The sequence below is a fragment of the Amycolatopsis sp. NPDC039088 genome, from assembly GCF_055598845.1.
Genome location: NZ_JBVKAE010000025.1, coordinates 103497 through 123921 on the forward strand (window position 1 = coordinate 103497; position 20425 = coordinate 123921).

A 20425-nucleotide genomic window follows, 5' to 3' on the forward strand; every position below is an offset into this window, starting at 1 on the left:
CGGCTGTCATCAAGGAGGATGCGGTGCGTACGAGAGTGATCAAGGTGGCCGCCGCGGCCACCGCGCTCGGGCTGGCGCTGTCAGCCTGTGGGTCCACAAAGGACAATGCGGCCGCACCGGGAGCCGGTGGGGCGCAGGGCGGCAAGGTCGGCGCGACGATCCCGTTGCTGACCTCGCCGTTCTGGCAGGCCTACAACAACTACGTGCCGATGAAAGCCAAGGAGCAGGGCGTCGACGCGCTGCCGACGGTCAACGCGGACAGCGACTCGGCGAAACAGATCACCGACATCAACACCCTGCTCAACCAGGGCATCAAGGGTCTCGTCGTGACGCCGCTCGACTCCGCCGCCGTCGTGGCGGGCCTGAAGGCCGCGGAGAACAAGGGCGTCCCGGTGGTGGCCGTCGACGTCGCGCCGGAGAGCGGCAAGGTCGCGATGGTGGTGCGCGCGGACAACAAGGCGTACGGCACCAAGGCCTGCGAGGCGATCGGCGCGAAGGTCAGTTCGGGCAAGGTCGTGCAGATCATGGGCGATCTCGCCTCGGTCAACGGACGCGACCGCTCCGAGGCTTTCCGGCAGTGCATGAAGACGAAGTTCCCGGGTGTCCAGGTGCTGGAGATCTCCGCCGAGTGGAAGGCGGACAAGGCTTCGTCCGGTTTGGACAGCCTCCTGACCGCCAACCCGGACATCAAGGCCGTGTACATGCAGGCGGGCGGCGTCTACCTGGCGCCGACGCAGCAGGCACTCAAGCGCAAGAACCTGTACTTCCCGGTCGGCGACCCGAAGCACGTCGTGCTGGTCAGCAACGACGGGATCCCGCAGGAACTGGCCGCGATCCGCGCGGGTGAACTCGACGCGACCGTCTCCCAGCCCGCCGACGACTACGCCAAGTACGGCATGTACTGGGTCAAGAAGGCGATGGCGGGGGAGACCTTCAAGGCGGGGCCGACCGACCACGGCAGCACCGTCGTCGAGGTCCGGCCCGGGATACTGGAAGACCAGCTCCCCGCGCCCGTCGTCACCAAGGAGAACGTGGACGACAAGGCCCTCTGGGGGAACAACCTGTGAGCGCGCTGCCCGCCGGCTCCGCCGCCGTACCGGTGGTCAGCGCACAGGGCGTCGGTAAACGCTACGGCCCGACCGTGGCGCTCTCCGACGTCAGCCTCACCGTGCACCCCGGCGAGTCGCACGCGCTCGTCGGCCGCAACGGTGCGGGGAAGTCCACGCTGGTCTCGATCCTCACCGGGTTGTCCAAAACGGACACCGGACGGGTCGAGTTCGGCGGCGTCCCCGCCCCTCCTCTGTCCAAACAGGACGACTGGAAACGCGCGGTCGCCTGTGTCTATCAGCACGCGATGGTCGTCCCGCAGCTGACCGTCGCGGAGAACCTGTTCCTGAACCGCCAATCGGGGAAGGGGTTCGCGATCGGCTGGCAGCGCCTGCGCCGCCAGGCGAGGGAGCTGCTCGACTCCTGGGACGTCCACGTCGACGTCGACACCCCGGCCGGCGAGCTCTCGGTCGAAGACCGGCAATTCGTCGAGATCGCCAGGGCGCTCTCCTACGGTGCCCGGTTCATCGTGCTCGACGAGCCGACCGCGCAGCTGGACAGCCAGGCGATCGAACGGCTCTTCGAGCGGATGCGCCAGATGCAGGCGAACGGGGTGACCTTCCTGTTCATCTCGCATCACCTCCACGAGGTGTACGAGGTGTGCCAGGCGGTCACCGTGCTGCGCGACGCCAAGCACATCCTCACCGCTCCGGTCTCCGAGGTCGGCCGCGCGGAGCTGATCGACGCGATGACCGGGGAGCAGGGCGGGCTTTCCGTCCGCGACGCCTCGACGCGGGAGGCGCTGGATTCCGGTGCGGACGAGGTGCTGACCGTCGACGGGCTTTCCGGTGACGGGTTCGCCGACGTGACCTTCCGGATCCACCGCGGCGAGGTGATCGGGCTCGCGGGCAGCAACGCCAGCGGCAAACACCAGGTCGCCGAAACCGTGTACGGACTGCGTACGGCGTCGTCCGGGACGATCCGGGTCGAGGGGAAGCCGTTGAAGCCGGGCGACATCCCGGCCGCGATCCGCGCCGGGATCGGCTGCGTGCCGAGGGACCGGCATCAGGAAGGACTGGTCCTCGAACACTCCATCATGGACAACGCCACACTGTCTATTTTGGACCGTATGGGCAAGGGTGGCATCGCGTCACCGAGTGCCAGGTACGAGCAGGGCTCGAAGGCGCTCGAGGACTACGACATCGTCGCGGCCGGCGCCGACCAGCCGGTGTCCGATCTTTCCGGCGGCAACCAGCAGAAGGTCGTGCTGGCCCGCGCGCTCGCCGGTGACCCGCGGCTGGTCGTGCTGATCAACCCGACCGCCGGCGTGGACGTGAAATCGAAGGAGGCCCTGCTCGCGGTCGTCGACCGGGTGCGGGCCGAGGGCAAGGCGGTGCTGATCGTCAGCGACGAGCTGGACGATCTGCGCCTGAGCGACCGGGTGCTGGTGCTGCGCGCCGGTGCCGTTGCCGCCGAACACCGGGCGGGCTGGTCCGACGGCGACCTGGTGGCCGACATCGAAGGAGTCGAGCGCGGATGACCGAACTGATGACGGATCCGAAAGCGGCCTCCTCGGTGCGACCACCGCCGAAGCGCCGGAAGTTCAAATGGCTGAGGGAACTGGCACTGGTGCCGGCGCTCATCGTGGTGCTGATCATCGGAGGACTGATCAGTGACACGTTCCTGACCTTCGGCAGCATCGTCGGCATCCTGTCCGCCTCGGCGGCGTTGTCGATGGTGGTGCTCGGCGAATCGCTGGTCCTGCTCACCGGGAAGTTCGACCTGTCGCTGGAATCCACCATGGGGATGGCGCCCGCGCTCGGCGCGATGCTGGTCATCCCGGTGGCGGCTTCGGGCTTCGGCACCGAATTCCCCGGCTTCGCGGGCATTCTCGCCGTGCTGGTGGCCGGTGCCGCCGTCGGCTTCGTGAACGGCTTCCTGATCGTCAAGCTGAAGCTGAACGCCTTCATCGTCACGCTGGCGATGCTGACGGTGCTGCGCGGTACGCAGATCGGGTCCACGCAAGGGAAGACGCTGTTCGACCAGCTGGACGTGTTCACCGCGCTGGCGACGACCACGTTCATCGGGCTGCCGATGTCGGTGTGGCTGGCCGCGGCCCTGTTCGCCGTGTTCGGGCTGGGGCTGCGCTATCACCGGATCGGCCGGTCGCTGTACGCCATCGGCGGCAACCGGGAAGCCGCGCGAGCCGCGGGTATCCGCGTCGACCGGATCTCGTGGGGTGTCTTCGTCGTGGCCGGGGTGCTGGCCGCGCTCGGGGGCCTCGCGTACACCGGCTACGTCGGCGCGCTCGGCGCCGATCAGGGCGACGGATTGATCCTGCAGGTGTTCGCGGCTGCGGTGATCGGCGGTGTCTCGCTCGACGGTGGGAAGGGCACTCTGGTCGGGGCGCTCACCGGCGTGCTGCTCCTGCAGACGGTCACCAACCTGCTGCAGGTCGCGCAGGTGCCGCCGGAATGGCTGAAGGCGATCTACGGCGTGATCATCCTGGTCGCGTTGATCATCTCCCGCTATGCCGGGGGAAAGGCCCAGACGTGATGTTTGTCGCGCGGTGGGCGAAAACGCGCCGAAGGGGCGCCGTTTGCCTTCCACGGCGCGGTGGGCGAGGAGGCGCCCCTTCATCGCGTTTCCGGGGCCTCCGGCCAAAAGAGGCGCGCGACGGTGAAGTCTCCGTCGGGCGCAGGGCGCCCTTGGGGAGACCGTGTGGCCACTTCGGTGGCCGGTTGGGAGAGTGTTGTGTCAGGAAGCTTCGGCGGCCGTGGTGGGATCGTCGGCGGTGCCGAGGGCGTTGCGGAGCCACTGCTCCACGCCCGCCACGTGCACGGTGGCCCACGAACGAGCCAGTTCGGGTTCGCGGGCGGCGATGGCCTCGTAGATCGCCGTGTGCTGCTCGCGGGTCTTCGCGACGGCGCCTTCCTGCGTGAGACCGCGCCAGATACGGGCGCGGGCGGTGGGGCCCGACAGGCTGTCCAAGAGCGAACACAGCACCGGATTCCCGGAGCCGTCGGCGATCTTGCGGTGGAATTGCAGGTCGTTCGCGACCAGCGCCTCCACCGTCGGCGAGTCGGCCAGTTCGTCGAGCAAGCGGCCTAGTTCCGCGATGTCCTCGTCGCTCATGTGCATCGCGGCCAGCGCCGTCGCCGCCGGTTCCAGGATCCGGCGGACGGCGAGGAAGTCCAGCACGGTGTCGTCCCGGTGGAAGTCCACCACGAACGTCATCGCGTCGAGAAGGAGATTCGGTTCGAGGCTGGTGACGTATGTCCCGTCGCCCTGGCGGACGTCGAGTACGCGGATCAGGCACAGCGCCTTCACCGCTTCGCGCAGCGAGCTGCGGGACAGGCCGAGCCGCTGGGCCAGTTCGGCCTCCTTCGGCAGCCTGTCGCCGGGAGCAAGCTCACCGGAGATGATCATGTCCTTGATCTTGTCGATCGCGACATCGGTGACCGGCATCTTCCACCGCCCTCCCCGAAGACCTCGGATGTTTGTGTGTCAGTTGACAGAGTGCCATGTTTCCCGCTGAGGAGGAGCGTTGACCCACGGTGTCGCACTACAAAGGGTGGCACTCCACACCCGGTTGAAGCCGGGCAAGGAGGCCGAATACGAGTCCGTCCACGCCGTCATCCCGCCCGATCTCGACGCCGCGCTGCGTGCCGCGGGGGTGCGTTCGTGGCGGATCTGGCGTGCCGGTCTCGACCTGTTCCACCTGGTGGAAGTCGAGGACTACGCGAAGATGCGCGCGATACTGCGCGATCATCCGGCCAACATTCCCTGGCAGGCGCGGATGTCGGAACTGCTCGACGTCGAAGACGACTACTCCGGTGCCGATTCGGGTCTCGGCCTGGTTTGGGAGCTTCCGTGAAGATCTCCCTGTCCCCGCTCGGGCTCGGCTGCGCGCAGCTGGGCAACCTGTACCACGCCATCACCGACGAAACAGCCGAAGCGACCGTCCGGCAGGCATGGGACGAAGGCATCCGCTACTTCGACACCGCCCCGCACTACGGTCTCGGCCTGTCCGAACGACGGCTGGGAGCGGCGCTTTCGGCGTATCCCCGCCCGGACTACGTGGTGTCGACCAAGGTCGGCCGCGTGCTGGAACCCGATCCCGATGGCGCTGCACGGACCGACAGTCAGGGTTTCGTCGTGCCCGCGGCCTACAAACGCCGGTGGGACTTCAGCCGTGACGGGATCTTGCGGTCGCTTGAGGACAGTCTCGAACGGCTCGGCCTCGACCGGGTGGACGTCGTGTACGTGCACGACCCGGACGAACATTTCGAAGACACCGTCAACGGCGCGTTCCCCGCGCTGCTCGAACTGCGGGAGCAGGGTGTCGTCGACGCCATCGGCGCCGGGATGAACCAGGCGCCGATGCTCGCCGAGTTCGTCCGCCGCTTCGACCTCGACGTGATCCTGCTGGCCGGCCGGTACACCCTGCTCGACCAGCCCGCGCTCGACGATCTTCTGCCGCTGTGCGCGGAACGCGGGGTGGACGTGGTGGCCGGTGGAGCGTTCAACGCGGGCATCCTCGCCACGGTGTCGCCCGGCACGATGTACGACTACGCCGAGGCGCCCGCCGAGCTGGTCGCGCGGGCACAGGCCATCGCCGGAGTCTGCGAGCGGCATGGCGTCGAACTCCCGCAGGCCGCCTTGGGACTGCCCGCCGCGCATCCGGCGGTGGTGTCCGTCGTCGTCGGCGCGCACGACCCGGGTCAGGTGCGGCTCAACGCCGAGCGGTTCCGGCGGCCGGTGCCACGTGAGTTGTGGACGGACCTGATCCGTGCGGGACTGTTGCGTGAGGACACCGTGCTGCGACCGGAAGGACTGTCGTGATCGACGCGCACCACCACCTCTGGGACCCATCGCGGCGGCACTATCCATGGCTGGCCGGTGCCGCCTTCGAACCGATCCGCCGTCCGTACACAGTGGACGATCTCCGCGCGGTGACCAAGGCGGCGGGGGTGAAGAAGACCGTGCTGGTGCAGACGGTGCCGTCAGTGGAGGAGACGCGCGAGTTCCTCGCGACCGCTTCGGCCGAGCCCTTGATCGCCGGGGTCGTCGGCTGGGTCGATCTCACCGCCCCCGATGTCACCGACCGCGTCGCCGCCTTTTCCGGGCCACTGGTGGGAATCCGGCATCAGGTGCAGGACGAGGCGGATCCGTCGTGGCTGACCAGGCCCGAAGTCCTGCGTGGTCTCGCCGCCCTCGGCGAGGCCGGACTGGCCTACGACCTGTTGGTGAAGCCGCCTCAGCTCGCGGCGGCCCTTGCCGCGGCGAAGGCGTTACCTGATCAGGTTTTCGTTCTCGACCACGCCGCGAAGCCACCGATCTCCGCCGGGGAATGGCAGCCGTGGGCGGACGGTGTCGCGGCCCTGGGCGCCTTGGAGAACGTGTACTGCAAGCTTTCGGGACTGGTGACCGAGGCGGACTGGGCGCACTGGAAGGTCGGACATCTGGCGCGCTGGGCCGAGCACGTACTGGAGTGTTTCGGGGCTTCGCGACTGATGTTCGGCTCCGACTGGCCTGTCTGTGAGCTCGCGGCCGCGTACGAGGTCGTCGTGGACACGGCGGTTTCGCTGACCGGTTCGCTGAGCGACGCCGAGCGGCTGGAGTTCTTCGACGGCACGGCTCGGCGGGCCTATCGGCTCACGTGAGCGGCGGGTCGGAAAAGTGAGAGGCGCGGGGGCCGGGCGCCGGGTAGCCGCCGATCAACGACCTGCGACAGGGGGAAGGAAAGATCAGAATTCGTCGTCGGGGGTGACCATCGTCCGCAGGCGGGCCAGTGCGCGGTGCTGCGTCACGCGCACGTTGCCGGCGGAGATACCGAGAGCCTCGGCGGTTTCGGCGGCGGAGAGGCCGACGGCGATGCGGAGCGCGAGGATCTCCTGCTGCACTCGCGGCAGATTGGAGAGCAGGCGGCTGAGCCGGGCACCCAGGTCCAGGTGCAGGGCGTGCGTTTCGGGCTCGTTGTCGCCGATGGGCCGTTCCGGCAGTTCCGGTACCGGTTCCGACCGGTCTCGGGAGACCGCGCGGTAGGCGTCGGCGACCTTGTTGGCGGCGATCGCGTGCACCAGGTAGAGGAACGAGCCACCGCGATCCTGATAGCCCGGCAGTGCCTTCAGCACGGCCATGCACACTTCCTGCGCGACGTCGTCCGCCGACAGGTAGGACAGGTCGCGGCCGCCCATTCTGGCGCGGCAGTAGCGGACCACGACGGGGCCGATCATCCGTAGCAGCGCTTGGATCGCGGCGGGATTCCCGTCGCCCGCGTCCTTGACGAGAGGATCGAGATCCTCCTTCGTCAACCGTCCGCCCGGTCGAGGCAGGTTCTCCGGTGTCGTATAGCCGGGGACCGCATCGGTGGTGACGGTTCTGGACGCGCTGGAGATTGCTTGCATGGTCGTCCTCCCCGGCCGACCCTGCGACCGTCGCTGTCGAGGGGCCAACAATCCGTAACGATTGAGGCGGCAAATGCTCCGGAAGATCAGATTCACCTGCCGCCGTTGCGACGCAGCGTAATCGTAGGCGTCGATCGAACGGCAGTAAAGATTTCAACTAGAGATAGCCCATTCGCCGGAGTCGGCTTAATACAACCGAGACTCTGTGTCGCGAAAAGGGTGCTCGCGATCGCTCGATGTGCGTGGCGGTTAGCGCACCGCGATCAAAGCGGCCGCCGTCGCTACGACGAGTGCCGACGCGGTGACAGCCAAGGCAGGGTTAAGAGATTTCGGGGTGACGGTCCCGCGCAGTGCCCGTTCACGAACCGCTCCGATGACGGCGAGGGTGATCACCGTGGCGCCGGCGACCACGACGGGGATGATCGCCGTCCCCCAGCCCCGGCGGGCGGCCGAATGCAGCAGCAGGAGTGTGCAGGCAGTAGCCGCGAGCGCGGTCCGGCGCCAGGCCAGTCCTGTCCGTTCCGCTTGCGCTCCGTGATCGCTCACGCGTCCGCCGGGTTCACGAGAAGATCACCAGCGCCGCGGCCGTCAGTGTGATCACGAGGATCCCCGCCGTCAGCACGATCAGCATCCCGCTCTTCGGCAGCGGCCGCCCCGCCCGCATCGCGGTCTGCACCTGCCGCCAGCGCGGATACGCGCTCGCCGCGAGCACGGCGGCCAGTACGACGCACAGTCCGGCGAGAACGGTGCTCAGCGCTGTCGGGTCCGGTACCAGCTGGTGCACGGCGACGCCGCCGGCGAGCAGGCCCAGCGCCGTCCGGAGCCAGGCGAGGAAGGTCCGCTCGTTGGCGAGGGTGAATCGGTAATCGGGTTCCGAACCGCCGTCGTGCGGGCCGTTGATCTCTGCCACGTGACGAAGACTAAGCCTTCTGGCGCGGGAAGACCCACCAGCGAAGGACCGCGAAGCGCGCGATGCCGCCCACGACGCTGGCCGCGAGCAAGGCGCCCGTCTGCTCCAGCGCGGTCGGCTCGGAGATCACCGCGTCGAGGGACGCGAGCACGATCGAGCCGTACGCGGCGTAGAAGGCGAAGGTCACCACGTCCTGGAAATGCCGTTTGCCCGCATGACTCTTCCGGGCGGCGAAGGTGACCCGCCGGTGGAACTCGGTGTTCCCGACCGTCGTGACCGCGAGCGCGACCAGATTGGCCAGCTGGGGACCCGATACCGGCTGAAGGACAAGGAAGAGCACCGCTTGGAGGCCGGTGGCGGCGACCCCGGCGACGACGTACCAGGCGGCATGGTTGCCGAGCTCGTGATGCCGTTCCGGCGCGCGCCGGATGATCCGGTGCCCTGGCGCCCACCTGGTGGTGGTCATGAAGACGACGCTACCCCTCGCTTCACAAATTTGTGAAGCTGCTAAAGCCGCTGAGAACTGTGATCCGCCCGACAGCGTCGTCGTTTGGCCTCCGGCGGCATCGGGTAGGCCACAGGGACCGGGTCGAGTACAGCACGGCCCGGCCAACGTCCGACGAGGAGGGAACGGCCGATGGACGACCGCGAGACGGCTGAGCCGGAAACCTTGAGCCCTGCCGAGGCGCTCGACGAGGACGAACTCCGGGTCGATCCACTCGAAGAAGGCGTCGAGCCACCCGAGCACTGGAGTGGCGCCGACCGTTTCGGGACGACGCCCGCGGAGATCCGCGAAGGGGAGTCGCACGCCATGCGGCTGGCCGAAGAGGAGCCTGACGTCGGCGAAAAATGATCTTCACTCAGACGGCGGGCCGTGCCGTCACCCCCTAGCGTGGTCCGTCAAGTGCAAGACCGCGACGAAGGAAGGGCAGAGATGCTGACAGTCACCGAAGCCGCCGCCGAGGCGATCACCGCACTGACCGGGCAGGAGGGAACCGAGGACGGCAGCGGACTGCGTTTCGCGATGCACTCCCAACAGGGAGACAGTCCGCAGCTCGCGGTTTCCGTCGCCCCGCAGCCCGAAAGCGGCGACAAGGTGCTCGGCGCCGACGGGGGCCCGAAGGTTTTCCTGGAGCCGGAAGCGGCAGCGTTGCTCGACGACAAGGTGCTCGACGTCCAGCAGGACGAGACCGGCGAAGTCGCCTTCGCCGTGCTCCCGCAGCCCCAGCCTGGCAGCTGAGCGGGTGCCGTTTGACTGTCCACAAGAGGTCGTGAGTGCTAATGAGGGCTCTAACCTTCATTAGCACTCACGAGTCCCTTTAAGGCCGGGCCCAAGCGCGGACCAGCTCGCCAGCCCGTTCGCGCAGGAGTTCCGCCGCGTGCGCACGCGCGTGGTCGAGCGAAGGCGCGTGGTCGATCAGGGCGGCGCTGCCCACGACCCCGAGGCCGGCGAGCTGGCTCTGATCCAGCTGGATCCGTCCGGCGAGCACCATCAGCGGCACCGAATGCTCGTGCGCGCGGGCCGCGATGCCCGCCGGGGCCTTGCCGTCGAGGCTTTGCTCGTCGAGCGAGCCCTCACCGGTGATGACCAGGTCGGCGCGCTCGATGGCGTCGGCGACGCCGGTGAGCCCGGCGATGAGCTGGAAACCGGATTCCACTCGACCGCCAAGCCCCGCGATCGCACCGGCTGCCACCCCGCCACCCGCCCCCGCTCCGGGGATGTCGGAGACGTCGGGCGTCCCGGCGTTCCGCAGCGCTTGTGCCCAGCGGGCCAGCGACGCGTCCAGTTGCTCGACTTCGCGTGGTCCGGCGCCCTTCTGCGGTCCGAAGATCGCGGCGGCGCCACGCGGTCCGAGCAGCGGATTCGTCACGTCGGTGGCGACGGCGACGGTCACCGAGCCGAGCCGCTCGCGCACCGGCCCGAGTTCGGCCGAGGCGACGCGGCCCAGCGGGCCGCCACCGAGTCCGACCGGCGCCCCGAACGCGTCGAACACCCCGGCGCCCAGTGCCGCCAGCATCCCGGCGCCGCCGTCGGTGCTCGCGGTCCCGCCGACGGTCAGCACCAGCCGCCGCGCGCCGTTGTCGATCGCGTGCGCGAGCAGCTCGCCGACGCCCCAGGTGTGCGCGGCCAGCGCCACCTCAGGGCTCGGCTCGACGAACTCGATCCCGCACGCGCGGGCCGACTCGATGTAGGCCGTTCCGTCGAGTGTCACGTAGCGCGCGTCGACGGTGTCGTCGAGCGGCCCGCGAACCGGGAGTTCCACGAGCTGGCCACCCGCCGCCACGAGGACGTCGAGCGTCCCCTCGCCGCCGTCCGCGACCGGGCAGGCGGAGATTTCGGCCTCGGGCAGTGCGTCGCGGACGCCATGGGCGATCGCCTCCGCGGCCTCGACCGCGGTCAGGCTTCCCTTGAATTTGTCGGGCGCGATGACCACACGAGTCATGGACGAACCTCCGTCAGCGGGTTTCCGCCGGTGAGCACCGACGCGACGTTCTCGGCCGCGAGCACGGCCATGGCGGTACGGGTCTCGACCGTCGCCGATCCGAGGTGCGGCGTCAAGACGACGTTTTCGCGATTCAGCAGGCGGGGCTCGACGTCGGGCTCGGCTTCGAAGACGTCGAGCCCCGCTCCGGCGATCTCCCCGGCTTCGAGCGCGTCCGCCAGCGCCGCCTCGTGCACGACGGGTCCGCGCGTAGTGTTGATGAGATAGGCGCCCGGTTTCATCGTCTTCAGCGCGTTCGCGTCGATGAGGTGCCTGGTCTCCGGCGTGAGGGGGCAGTGCAGCGAGACGACGTCGGCGCTTTTCAGCAGTTCGTCGAAGGACACGTACTCCGCGCCCAAAGTCCTCTCGACATCTTGGGTGGCCCGCGACCGTCCTGAGTAGACGATCCGCATGCCGAAACCGAGTGCCCGCCGCGCGACCGCCTGACCGATCTGGCCGAGCCCGACGACGCCGAGTGTCTTGTCCTGCAGTCCGGAACCGAGCAGGAAACCCAGGTGGAACGACCACGGGGTGCGCGACCGGAGCAGCCGCTCGCCCTCGCCGAGCCGTCGCGTGACCGCGAGGATCAGCCCGAACGTCAGATCCGCGGTGGCGTCGGTGAGCACGCCGGGGGTGTTGGTGACCGTGACGCCGCGTCCGGCCAGCGCCGGGACGTCGATGTTGTCGTAGCCGACGGCCACGTTCGCCACGACTTTCAGCGCCGGGCCCGCCGCGTCGGCGACCGCGCCGTCGATCCGGTCGTGCAGCATGCCGACGATCGCGGACGCGCCTCGGACGAACTCGCGTAGTTCGTCCGGCCTCAGCGGCCGGTCCGCACGCGACAGCTTCACCTCCCCGACGTCGGCGAGCGCTTTCAGCGCTTCGTCGGGAATCCACCGGGTCACCGCGATCGTCGAGGCCACGCGGCCAGCCTAATGGGTGGCATTTGGTATCCCAAATGCACGAATCCCCGTTATGAGGGAGGCGCTTCCCCTATGTGGGGGAGTCGTCACGGCCCGTCGTACCGGGATGGTCGTAACCGCGGAAAGTTTCCGTGAGCAGGGGATTCCAGGGGTGGAAATGAAACGATCACGAGAACTCGCGGCCATCGGAGCCGTGATGATCATCGCCACGACCCTCGTCGCGTCGGGCCAGGCGTCGGGGGTGGAAGAGAGCAAGGGGAAGCCGGCCGAACCGAGCCTGATCGGCAGCGCCAAGCTGCTGCGCAAGGACGGCCAGGACGTCCGGTTCACCTTCGACGCGCGTGGTCTCTTCCCGGAAAGCAGGGGGACGTTCCGGGTGAGCCACGCGGGTGAAGGGTTCTCCGCCTACTTCCAGGGCAGGGTCGATTGCCTGGTCGTCGGCGGCCCGGTCGCCGTGGTCACCGGCATCGTCGAAGACACGAACGTCCCGGAGCTCAAGGACCACCGGGTCGGGATGACGGTGTACGACAACGGGAGGCGCGACAGGGTCGGCTACAGCTGGGGTCCCGACCCCGAACACAAGTTCGTCGTGCCGCCCTGTGTGAGCAGTGCTCCGTTCGAGACCGTCGAGACAGGGGACTACAAGGCCGTCGAGTGGTTCCCGCCCGGTAGCGGGATCAGCTGATCACAAGAGGTCGGCCACCTTCTTCGCCGCCTTTTCGTAGAGTACGCCGCGTTTCTTCATCTCTTCCTCGGCGTTGTAGGGCACGAGCTGCCCTTCCGTTGTGACGCCCGGCTCCCGACTTCCCGCTGACACTGCGAGGGGTGGCCAGCCTCCATCGAGTCCTCGACACCGAACCGGCCCCCCAGGTACGCCACCTTTGGGTTACTTCCTCGCCCGCGCCGAACAGCTCGTGCGGACCAGCCCGCTGGCCGTCGATCCCGGACTGCAGGCCTTCGCGATTCGCCGGTATCGCTCTTGGCTGGGAGGCCGGATGAGCTGATCAAGATTCACCGGTCGGAAGCAGTGCCCTGACCCGGCCGCCTGTGCTATGTTCATATGCAGAACATGTGTGCGCGATACGAACAAGGCGAACAGGTGGGGAGTGGGGATGGCGGAGCTGCTGTCGTTGAAGGACGCCGTGGCACGACTGGTGCGTGACGGGGACACCGTCGCGCTCGAGGGCTTCACGCACCTCATCCCCGTGGCCGCCGGTCACGAGATCATCCGGCAGCGCCGCACCGGGCTGACGCTCGTCCGCATGACCCCGGACATCGTCTACGACCAGCTCATCGGTGCCGGCTGCGCGAGCAAGCTGATCTTCTCCTGGGGCGGCAATCCCGGGGTCGGTTCGCTGCACCGGTTCCGCGACGCGGTCCAGCACGACTGGCCGGTGCCCTTGGAAATAGAGGAACACAGCCACGCGGGCATGGCGAATCGGTACGTCGCCGGTGCTTCGGGCCTCCCATTCGCGGTGCTGCGCGGCTACACCGGCACCGATCTCGCCGCGCAGACCGACACGATCAAGCCGATCACCTGCCCGTTCACCGGCGAGCAGCTCACCGCCGTCCCCGCGCTCAACCCGGACGTGTCGATCGTGCACGCCCAGCGCGCCGACCGGTCCGGCAACGTCCAGATCTGGGGTATCACGGGCGTGCAGAAGGAGGCGGTACTGGCGGCGAAGCGCTCACTGGTCACCGTCGAGGAGATCGTGGACGAGCTGGAGCCCCGGCCGGGCGCGATCGTGTTGCCGTCGTGGGCGGTCACCGCCGTCGCCGAGGTTCCAGGCGGCGCGAAGCCGTCGTACGCGGCGGGGTACTACGAACGGGACAACGACGCCTACCAGGCATGGGACGTGATCGGCCGGGACAGGGAGAGCTTCACCCGCTGGCTCGACGAGCTGACGGGAGTGAAGGCATGACCGGCTACACCTCCGACGAGATGATGAGCGTCGCCGCCGCTCGCGCGCTCGGCGACGGGATGTCCTGTTTCGTGGGCATCGGCCTGCCGAGCACGGCCGCGAACCTCGCCAGGCGCGGGCACGCGCCGAACCTCACGCTGATCTACGAATCCGGCTGCCTCGGCGCTAAACCCACCCGGCTCCCGTTGTCCATCGGCGACGGCGAACTCGCCGACACCGCGGACGCCGTGGTCAGCGTCCCCGAGGTCTTCAACTACTGGCTCCAGCCCGGCCGGATCGACGTCGGCTTCCTCGGCGCCGCCCAGCTGGACAAGTTCGGCAACATCAACACCACCGTCATCGGCCCGGACTACGCCAACCCCAAGGTGCGCCTGCCCGGCGCGGGTGGCGCGCCGGAGATCGCCGCGTCCTGCCGCGAGGTGTTCGTGGTGCTGCGGCAGAGCACCCGCACCTTCGTCGAGAAGGTCGACTTCGTGACGTCGTTCGGCCACGGCACCGGCAAGGGTGACCGCGAACGGCTCGGCCTTCCGGGCGCAGGGCCGACGCTGGTGGTCACCGACCTCGGCCTGATGCGGCCCGACCCGGACACCGCCGAGCTCACGCTCACCGAACTGCATCCCGGGGTCGAGGTCGATCAGGTCGTCGAGGCGACCGGGTGGAAACTGAAGGTGGCAGGCGACCTGGGCACCACCCCGGCGCCGACCGAGGCAGAACTCCGCATCCTCCGAGACCTCAAAAGGGCGAGCGCATGACCGACGTCTTCCTGTTCGACGCCATCCGTACCCCGTTCGGCAAATACGGCGGCGCCCTGTCCGGGGTCCGCCCGGACGACCTCGCCGCCACCGTGCTGCGGGCGCTCGGCGAGCGCAACGACCTCGACCCGGCCACCGTGGACGAGGTCGTCCTCGGCGACGCCAACGGCGCCGGCGAAGACAACCGGAACGTCGCGCGGATGGCGGCACTGCTGGCCGGCTGGCCGACGAGTGTCCCGGGCGCCACGGTCAACCGGCTGTGCGGCTCCGGCCTCGACGCGGTCATGCAGGCCAGCCGCTCGATCCAGGTCGGCGACGCTTCGCTCGCCGTCGCGGGCGGGGTCGAGTCGATGAGCCGCTCGCCACTGGTCATGCAGAAGCCGGAAAAGGCCTTCCCCGCCGGCAACCAGACGCTGTACTCCACCGCGCTCGGCTGGCGCATGGTCAACCCGAAGATGCCCGAGCAGTGGACGGTCTCGCTCGGTGAGTCCACCGAGCAGCTCGCCGAGCGCTACGGCATCGGCCGCGACGAGCAGGACGCCTTCGCCGTCCGCAGTCACGTCAACGCCGCCCGAGCCTGGGACGAAGGCTTCTACGACGATCACGTCGTCGCGGTCGAGGGCGTCGAACTCACCCGTGACGAAGGCATCCGGCCGGACTCCAGCCCGGAGAAACTCGCAAAACTCAAGCCCGTCTTCCGTCCACAAGGGACGGTCACGGCGGCGAACGCCTCGCCGCTGAACGACGGCGCGTCCGCGTTGCTGCTCGGTGACGAGGCGGCCGGGAAACGGCTCGGCAAGGCGCCACTGGCGAGGATCGCCGGCCGGGGCGCGGCAGGCGTCGATCCCGACGTCTTCGGCATCGGCCCGGTGCGCGCGGCCGAGATCGCACTGGAGCGCGCGGGCATCGGCTGGGAAGACCTGGCCGCCGTCGAACTGAACGAGGCTTTCGCCGCGCAGTCGCTGGCCTGCCTGCGCGACTGGTCGAAACTCGACCCGGAGATCGTCAACGTCAACGGGGGCGCCATCGCGATCGGGCATCCGCTGGGCGCCTCCGGCGGCCGCATCCTCGGCACGCTGGCCCATCACCTGCGCCGCTCCGGTGGCCGGTGGGGGCTGGCGGCCATCTGCATCGGCGTCGGCCTGGGGCTGGCCGTCGTCCTCGAAGCCCAGTGATCCACTGACCCGCGCTGGAGGGAACAGCATGTCCGCACCCGCAGAACTGAGGCTCCCGCGCTACCGGCGCGATCCGGAGGGGACACATCCGCCGCTCGACTACGCCGGTTACCGGTCGACGGCGCTGCGGCATCCCAAGGAACCGCTGATCGTGCTCCCGCATCTGCTGACCGAGGTGACCGGGCCGGCACTGGGGCCGGGGCGCGTCGGCGAATTCGACAACGACCTCACCCAAGGGCACGCGGGGGAGCCGCAGGGCCAGCGGATCATCGTCACCGGACGGTTGCTCGACGGCGACGGGCGGCCGATCCGGGATTCGCTCGTGGAGATCTGGCAGGCGAACGCGGGCGGCCGGTACCGGCACACCGGGGACCGCTGGCCGTCGCCGATCGACCCCAACTTCGACGGCGCGGGCCGGACGCTGACCGACAGCGAGGGCCGCTACACCTTCACCACCATCAAGCCGGGCGCGTACCCGTGGAAGAACCACGACAACGCCTGGCGCCCGGCGCATATCCACTTCTCCGTGTTCGGCAGCGCGTTCACCCAGCGGCTGGTCACGCAGATGTACTTCCCGGAAGACCCGCTGTTCTCGCAGGACCCGATCTTCAACTCCATCCCGGATGAGAAGGCGCGGCAGCGGATGATCGCGCGGTTCGACCTCGACCGCACCGAGGCCGAATGGGCGCTGGCCTTCCAGTTCGACATCGTCGTCCGAGGCCGCGAGGCGTCGGTCTTCGAGGACGAGGAGGACGAGCACTGATGCCGGAGACGACGCCTTCCCAGACCGTCGGCCCGTACCTGTCCATCGGCCTGCCCTGGCCGGACGGGCCCGATGTCGTCCCCGCCGGCGAACCGGCCGCGATCCGCGTCCACGGCCGAGTCCTCGACGGCGCGGGCGACCCCGTGCCGGACGCGATGATCGAGACCTGGCAGGCCGACGCCGACGGCCGGTTCGATCACCCCGACGATCCGCGCGGAGCCGTCGCGAGCGGATTCCGGGGCTTCGGGCGCTGCCCGACGGACCCGGACGGGAACTACGAGATCCGGACGATCAAACCCGGGCCGGTGCCCGGACCGGCGGGCAGCACGCAGGCTCCGCACATCGACGTCTCGGTACTGGCCCGCGGCCTGCTGCACCGCGTCGTCACCCGGATCTACTTCGAGGACGACGACAACTCCGCGGATCCGGTGCTGGCTTCGGTCCCGGAGGCGCGCAGGGGCACCCTGATCGCCGCCAAGACCGGCGACGGCTACCGGTTCGACGTCCGGTTGCAGGGCGAAGGGGAGACGGTGTTCTTCGATGTCTAGATTTTCGATGTCTGAGCCTGTAAAGGTGCACAGCGTCGCGGACGGGCCCGTGGGCGGCCCGGTCGTGGTGTTCAGCGGGTCGCTCGGCAGTGACCACCGCATGTGGGAGCCGCAGGTGAAACCCTTGGTGGACAAAGGGTTCCGGGTAGTCCGCTACGACACCCGCGGGCACGGCGCGTCCCCGGTGCCGCCCGGGCCGTACACGCTCGAAGACCTCGGCGGTGACGTGCTCGCGCTGCTCGACGAGTACGGCGCCGAACGCGCCCACTTCGTCGGGCTCTCCCTCGGTGGGATGACCGGGATGTGGCTGGGCGTGCACGCGCCGGACCGGATCGAAAGCCTGGTGCTGTGCTGCACGTCCGCGAAACTCGGGCCGCCGAAGATGTGGGCGGACCGGGCGAAGACGGTCCGGGAGCACGGCACCGGAGCGGTCGTCGAAGCCGGGGTCGGCCGCTGGGTGACGGCGGGTTACGCCGCGGCCCATCCCGACCGCGCGGCGTACCTGCGCGAGATGATCGCCGCGGTCCCGGCCGAGGGTTACGCGGCCTCCTGCCGGGCCATCGAAGAGATGGACCTCGTCGGTGACCTGCCCAAGATCGCGGCGCGGACCCTGGTCATCGCCGGAGCCGAGGATCCGGCCACCCCGGTCGAGCACGCCGAGGTGATCGCGGGCGGTATCGCGGACGCCCGGCTCGAAGTGGTCGAAGGTGCCGCGCACCTGGGGAACTTCGAAGAGCCCGAACCCTTCACCGCGCTGATCCTCGACCACCTGGAGCAGGTCCGATGAGCGACGACGCCTACGAGACCGGGATGCGGGTGCGGCGAGAAGTCCTCGGAGACGCCCACGTCGATCGCGCGGTGGCCCGCACCACCGAGTTCAGCCGCCCCTTCCAGGATTACATCACCCGGGGCGCCTGGGGCTCGGTCTGGTCGCGCGACGGGCTCGACCGCAAGACCCGCAGTTGTGTCACCCTGGCCGCGCTCACCGCGTTGCACGCCCATGACGAACTCGCCATGCACGTCCGGGCAGCCGTCCACAATGGACTCACCGCGCAGGAGATCTCCGAGGTCCTGCTGCACACCGCCGTCTACGCGGGCGCTCCCGCCGCCAATGCCGCGTTCGCCGTCGCGCAGCGGGTACTGGCCGAACTCGGTGAGCCTGCCGCCCAGGAAGAGGGTGGCCGTTAGGGTTCTCATATGGACGAAGGCGAGGTGACCGAGCGCGGAGCGCACCATGTCCAGTCGCTGGAGCGCGGACTGGCGGTGATCAAGGCGTTCAACGCGGACGCGGCGGAGCTGACCTTGAGCGACGTCGCTCGTGCCACCGGGCTGACCAGGGCGGCCGCCCGCCGGTTCCTGCTCACCCTCGTCGACCTGGGGTACGTGCGCACGGACGGCAAGTACTTCTCGCTCACGGCAAGGGTGCTCGAACTCGGCTACTCGTACCTGTCGAGCCTGTCGCTGCCCGAGGTCGCCCAGCCACACCTGGAGCGGTTGTCCGCCGAGGTACACGAGTCCAGTTCGGTCTCGGTGCTCGAAGGCCCGGACATCGTCTACGTCGCCCGCGTGGCCGTTTCCCGGATCATGACCGTCAGCATCAACGTCGGCACCCGTTTCCCGGCCCACGCGACGTCGATGGGACACGTGCTGCTGGCCGACCTCGAGGGCGAGGACCTGCACGGCTACTTCGACGCGGCCAAACTCGAAAAACTGACCGCGCACACGCTGACCAGGCAACAGGATCTGCTCGCCGAGCTGGAGCGGGTGTACCGGCAGGGTTACGCGATGGTCGACCAGGAACTCGAAGAAGGCCTCCGCTCGATCGCCGCGCCGATCCGGAACCGGCGCGGCCGGGTCGTTGCCGCGGTCAACCTGTCCACCCACGCCAGCCGCACGACACGGGAGTCGGTCGAACGCGAACTGCTGCCCCCGTTGCTCGAGGCGGCACGGGCCATCGAAGCCGATCTTGCCTCGGCACCGCCGAGCAAGGCCGGACATGGCTGAAATCGCCGGGCTGCTGCTAGCGGCCGGGGCCGGGCGCCGGTTCGGCGGGCCGAAGGCGCTGGCCGTCCTCGATGGAGAACCGTTCGTCGTCCGGGCGCTGCGGGTGCTCACCGACGCGGGCTGCACGCCGGTGCGAGTGGTGCTGGGTGCCTCGGCCGCCGAAGTCCGGGCGCTTCTGCCCGATCCCGGGTCCGCCGTCGTGGCCGACGACTGGGAGTCCGGTATGGGCGCGTCGCTGCGTGCGGGCTTGAGGGCGCTGGAAGCGACCGGTGCCGAAGCCGCCGTCGTGCATCTCGTGGATCTGCCCGGTGTCGGTGCCGAAGTCGTCCGCCGGGTCGCCGACGGCGCCGGCTCCGGCAGCGTCGCGCGGGCGGCCTACGACGGCGTCCCCGGTCATCCCGTCGTGCTCGGCCGCCGCTGGTGGCCGGAGAGCGTGGCGGGCGCGTCCGGGGACAAGGGCGCGCGCGACTGGCTCAAGGGTCGCCCGGATCTGCGGCTCGTCGAATGCGGCGACCTCGGCGCCGGTCACGACGTGGACCACCGCGAGGATCTTCCAGGCTGATCTCCGGCTCCGCGAGGCCTACGATCGGGGCGTGACCGTCGAATCGCCGGAGAAACTGGCCGAAGCCCTCGAAGCGGTCGGCTACCTCGCCGACGACGGCATCGCCACGGCCGGGTTCCTCGCGTTGCGGCTCGGCCGTCCGCTGTTCTGCGAGGGTGAACCGGGCACCGGCAAGACCTCGCTCGCACTGGGACTGGCCGAAGCGCTCGACATACCCCTCATCCGGCTTCAATGCCACGAGGGGATCGACGCGGCACAGGCACTGTACGAATGGGACTTCCCCCGGCAGCTGCTGCATTTGCGCGCGCTCGAAGCCTCCGGCGACGGCGGTCTCGACGTCGAGACCGCCGAGCAGTCCCTCTACACCGAGCGTTTTCTGCTCTCCCGGCCGCTGCTGAAGGCGTTGCAGACCGCGCCGTGCGTGTTGCTGGTCGACGAGATCGACCGGGCGGACGACGAGTTCGAAGCGTTCCTGCTGCAACTCCTCGACGAGAACGCGGTGACGATCCCCGAGTTCGGCGAGGTGCGGGCCGAACATCCGCCGCTCGTGGTGCTCACCTCCAACCGGACCCGGGAAGTGCACGACGCGCTGAAGCGCCGCTGCCTCTACCACTGGCTCGAACATCCCGGCCTCGCCCGCGAAATCGAGATCCTGCGCCGCAAGATCCCTGGCCTTGGCGAGGATCTCGCCGCCCAGGTCGCGACGGCGGTGCACCGGCTCAGGGCGATGGAGCTGCTGAAGCCGCCCGGCGTGGCGGAGTCGATCGACTGGGCTCAGGCCCTGCTCGCGCTGGGCAAGTCCGAACTGGACGCCGCGGTGGCCGCGCGGACGCTCGGCTCGGTCCTCAAGTACAGCGAAGACCTCGACCGGGTCCGGGCCAAGCTGGACGAACTCCTCGCCTGAGCAGGCGTGCGGGTTACCATGG

At 69.1% G+C, this 20425-nt stretch carries 26 protein-coding genes and 1 pseudogene; 20 read left to right on the forward strand and 7 right to left on the reverse strand.

What is annotated here, in order from left to right; translation table 11 throughout:
- Positions 1-23: 23 nt before the first annotated feature.
- Genes ACZ7KI_RS28855 through ACZ7KI_RS28865 form a run of 3 tightly spaced genes read left to right on the forward strand, consistent with a single transcriptional unit; the run spans position 24 to position 3603 of the window.
- Positions 24-1067 carry a sugar ABC transporter substrate-binding protein gene (locus ACZ7KI_RS28855; protein ID WP_470276200.1) on the forward strand — a complete coding sequence of 348 codons (1044 nt, stop codon included), beginning with the start codon at positions 24-26 and terminating at the stop codon, positions 1065-1067.
- Positions 1064-2587, forward strand: coding sequence for a sugar ABC transporter ATP-binding protein (locus tag ACZ7KI_RS28860; RefSeq protein WP_470276201.1), 1524 nt, complete (start codon positions 1064-1066; stop codon positions 2585-2587). The genes ACZ7KI_RS28855 and ACZ7KI_RS28860 overlap by 4 nt, the downstream gene beginning before the upstream one ends.
- A complete protein-coding gene (locus tag ACZ7KI_RS28865) occupies positions 2584-3603 on the forward strand; it encodes an ABC transporter permease (protein WP_470276202.1) in 1020 nt (339 codons plus the stop codon). The genes ACZ7KI_RS28860 and ACZ7KI_RS28865 overlap by 4 nt, the downstream gene beginning before the upstream one ends.
- Positions 3604-3804: 201 nt before the next feature.
- Here ACZ7KI_RS28865 and ACZ7KI_RS28870 read toward each other — a convergent pair whose 3' ends face one another.
- A complete protein-coding gene (locus tag ACZ7KI_RS28870) occupies positions 3805-4515 on the reverse strand; it encodes a FadR/GntR family transcriptional regulator (protein WP_400935533.1) in 711 nt (236 codons plus the stop codon).
- Positions 4516-4621: 106 nt separating this feature from the next.
- Here ACZ7KI_RS28870 and ACZ7KI_RS28875 point away from each other — a divergent pair, with 106 nt between their 5' ends.
- From ACZ7KI_RS28875 to ACZ7KI_RS28885, 3 genes are read left to right on the forward strand one after another with little or no spacing between them, the layout of a single operon-like run.
- Complete coding sequence (locus ACZ7KI_RS28875; RefSeq protein WP_470276203.1) at positions 4622-4924, forward strand: L-rhamnose mutarotase; 303 nt, start codon at positions 4622-4624, stop codon at positions 4922-4924.
- A complete protein-coding gene (locus tag ACZ7KI_RS28880) occupies positions 4921-5892 on the forward strand; it encodes an aldo/keto reductase (RefSeq protein ID WP_470276204.1) in 972 nt (323 codons plus the stop codon). The genes ACZ7KI_RS28875 and ACZ7KI_RS28880 overlap by 4 nt, the downstream gene beginning before the upstream one ends.
- Positions 5889-6713: an amidohydrolase family protein gene (locus ACZ7KI_RS28885; RefSeq protein ID WP_470276205.1), complete on the forward strand. Its 825-nt coding sequence runs from the start codon at positions 5889-5891 to the stop codon at positions 6711-6713. Before ACZ7KI_RS28880 ends, ACZ7KI_RS28885 begins: the two co-directional genes overlap by 4 nt.
- Positions 6714-6797: 84 nt before the next feature.
- Here the strand turns inward: ACZ7KI_RS28885 and shbA are convergent, their stop codons facing one another.
- The 4 genes from shbA to ACZ7KI_RS28905 all read right to left on the reverse strand — a co-directional run bounded on the left by shbA (position 6798) and on the right by ACZ7KI_RS28905 (position 8833).
- Positions 6798-7457, reverse strand: a complete 660-nt coding sequence (gene shbA / locus ACZ7KI_RS28890; RefSeq protein WP_470276206.1) for an RNA polymerase sigma factor ShbA — start codon at positions 7455-7457, stop codon at positions 6798-6800.
- A gap of 249 nt (positions 7458-7706) precedes the next feature.
- The gene (locus tag ACZ7KI_RS28895; protein ID WP_470276207.1) at positions 7707-8003 is read right to left on the reverse strand and encodes a DUF202 domain-containing protein; all 297 of its coding nucleotides are present in this window, start codon (positions 8001-8003) and stop codon (positions 7707-7709) included.
- Between the two features lie 13 nt (positions 8004-8016).
- Positions 8017-8367: a YidH family protein gene (locus ACZ7KI_RS28900; protein WP_470276208.1), complete on the reverse strand. Its 351-nt coding sequence runs from the start codon at positions 8365-8367 to the stop codon at positions 8017-8019.
- A gap of 10 nt (positions 8368-8377) precedes the next feature.
- Positions 8378-8833 (reverse strand): GtrA family protein, encoded by a 456-nt coding sequence (locus ACZ7KI_RS28905; protein WP_470276209.1) that lies wholly within the window; start codon positions 8831-8833, stop codon positions 8378-8380.
- A gap of 171 nt (positions 8834-9004) precedes the next feature.
- On the opposite strand from ACZ7KI_RS28905, the pseudogene ACZ7KI_RS28910 reads away from it, so the two are divergent.
- A pseudogene (locus tag ACZ7KI_RS28910) lies at positions 9005-9205 on the forward strand (hypothetical protein); the annotation flags it as partial.
- Between the two features lie 96 nt (positions 9206-9301).
- Positions 9302-9607 carry an iron-sulfur cluster biosynthesis protein gene (locus tag ACZ7KI_RS28915; RefSeq protein WP_465504487.1) on the forward strand — a complete coding sequence of 102 codons (306 nt, stop codon included), beginning with the start codon at positions 9302-9304 and terminating at the stop codon, positions 9605-9607.
- A gap of 79 nt (positions 9608-9686) precedes the next feature.
- Here the strand turns inward: ACZ7KI_RS28915 and ACZ7KI_RS28920 are convergent, their stop codons facing one another.
- A complete protein-coding gene (locus tag ACZ7KI_RS28920) occupies positions 9687-10811 on the reverse strand; it encodes a glycerate kinase (RefSeq protein ID WP_470276210.1) in 1125 nt (374 codons plus the stop codon).
- Positions 10808-11773 (reverse strand): 2-hydroxyacid dehydrogenase, encoded by a 966-nt coding sequence (locus ACZ7KI_RS28925; RefSeq protein WP_470276211.1) that lies wholly within the window; start codon positions 11771-11773, stop codon positions 10808-10810. Before ACZ7KI_RS28925 ends, ACZ7KI_RS28920 begins: the two co-directional genes overlap by 4 nt.
- Positions 11774-11930: 157 nt before the next feature.
- Between ACZ7KI_RS28925 and ACZ7KI_RS28930 the strand changes: the two genes are divergently transcribed.
- From ACZ7KI_RS28930 to ACZ7KI_RS28985, 12 genes are all read left to right on the forward strand, one after another.
- A complete protein-coding gene (locus ACZ7KI_RS28930) occupies positions 11931-12458 on the forward strand; it encodes a hypothetical protein (protein WP_470276212.1) in 528 nt (175 codons plus the stop codon).
- Between the two features lie 196 nt (positions 12459-12654).
- On the forward strand, positions 12655-12777 hold the full coding sequence (locus ACZ7KI_RS28935; RefSeq protein WP_470276213.1) for a hypothetical protein: 123 nt from the start codon (positions 12655-12657) through the stop codon (positions 12775-12777).
- Between the two features lie 108 nt (positions 12778-12885).
- On the forward strand, positions 12886-13695 hold the full coding sequence (locus tag ACZ7KI_RS28940) for a CoA transferase subunit A (protein WP_470276214.1): 810 nt from the start codon (positions 12886-12888) through the stop codon (positions 13693-13695).
- A complete protein-coding gene (locus tag ACZ7KI_RS28945) occupies positions 13692-14447 on the forward strand; it encodes a CoA-transferase subunit beta (RefSeq protein WP_470276215.1) in 756 nt (251 codons plus the stop codon). The genes ACZ7KI_RS28940 and ACZ7KI_RS28945 overlap by 4 nt, the downstream gene beginning before the upstream one ends.
- On the forward strand, positions 14444-15622 hold the full coding sequence (locus ACZ7KI_RS28950) for a thiolase family protein (protein WP_470276216.1): 1179 nt from the start codon (positions 14444-14446) through the stop codon (positions 15620-15622). Before ACZ7KI_RS28945 ends, ACZ7KI_RS28950 begins: the two co-directional genes overlap by 4 nt.
- Positions 15623-15650: 28 nt before the next feature.
- On the forward strand, positions 15651-16385 hold the full coding sequence (gene pcaH, locus ACZ7KI_RS28955; RefSeq protein WP_470276217.1) for a protocatechuate 3,4-dioxygenase subunit beta: 735 nt from the start codon (positions 15651-15653) through the stop codon (positions 16383-16385).
- Complete coding sequence (pcaG, locus tag ACZ7KI_RS28960; protein ID WP_470276218.1) at positions 16385-16933, forward strand: protocatechuate 3,4-dioxygenase subunit alpha; 549 nt, start codon at positions 16385-16387, stop codon at positions 16931-16933. The genes pcaH and pcaG overlap by 1 nt, the downstream gene beginning before the upstream one ends.
- Positions 16934-16940: 7 nt before the next feature.
- Complete coding sequence (gene pcaD, locus ACZ7KI_RS28965) at positions 16941-17720, forward strand: 3-oxoadipate enol-lactonase (protein WP_470276219.1); 780 nt, start codon at positions 16941-16943, stop codon at positions 17718-17720.
- Positions 17717-18121: a 4-carboxymuconolactone decarboxylase gene (gene pcaC / locus ACZ7KI_RS28970; protein ID WP_037303613.1), complete on the forward strand. Its 405-nt coding sequence runs from the start codon at positions 17717-17719 to the stop codon at positions 18119-18121. Before pcaD ends, pcaC begins: the two co-directional genes overlap by 4 nt.
- A 9-nt stretch (positions 18122-18130) precedes the next feature.
- The gene (locus ACZ7KI_RS28975) at positions 18131-18937 is read left to right on the forward strand and encodes an IclR family transcriptional regulator domain-containing protein (RefSeq protein WP_470276220.1); all 807 of its coding nucleotides are present in this window, start codon (positions 18131-18133) and stop codon (positions 18935-18937) included.
- On the forward strand, positions 18930-19499 hold the full coding sequence (locus tag ACZ7KI_RS28980; RefSeq protein WP_470276221.1) for a nucleotidyltransferase family protein: 570 nt from the start codon (positions 18930-18932) through the stop codon (positions 19497-19499). The genes ACZ7KI_RS28975 and ACZ7KI_RS28980 overlap by 8 nt, the downstream gene beginning before the upstream one ends.
- A gap of 31 nt (positions 19500-19530) precedes the next feature.
- Complete coding sequence (locus tag ACZ7KI_RS28985) at positions 19531-20403, forward strand: AAA family ATPase (RefSeq protein ID WP_470276222.1); 873 nt, start codon at positions 19531-19533, stop codon at positions 20401-20403.
- Positions 20404-20425: the final 22 nt, after the last annotated feature.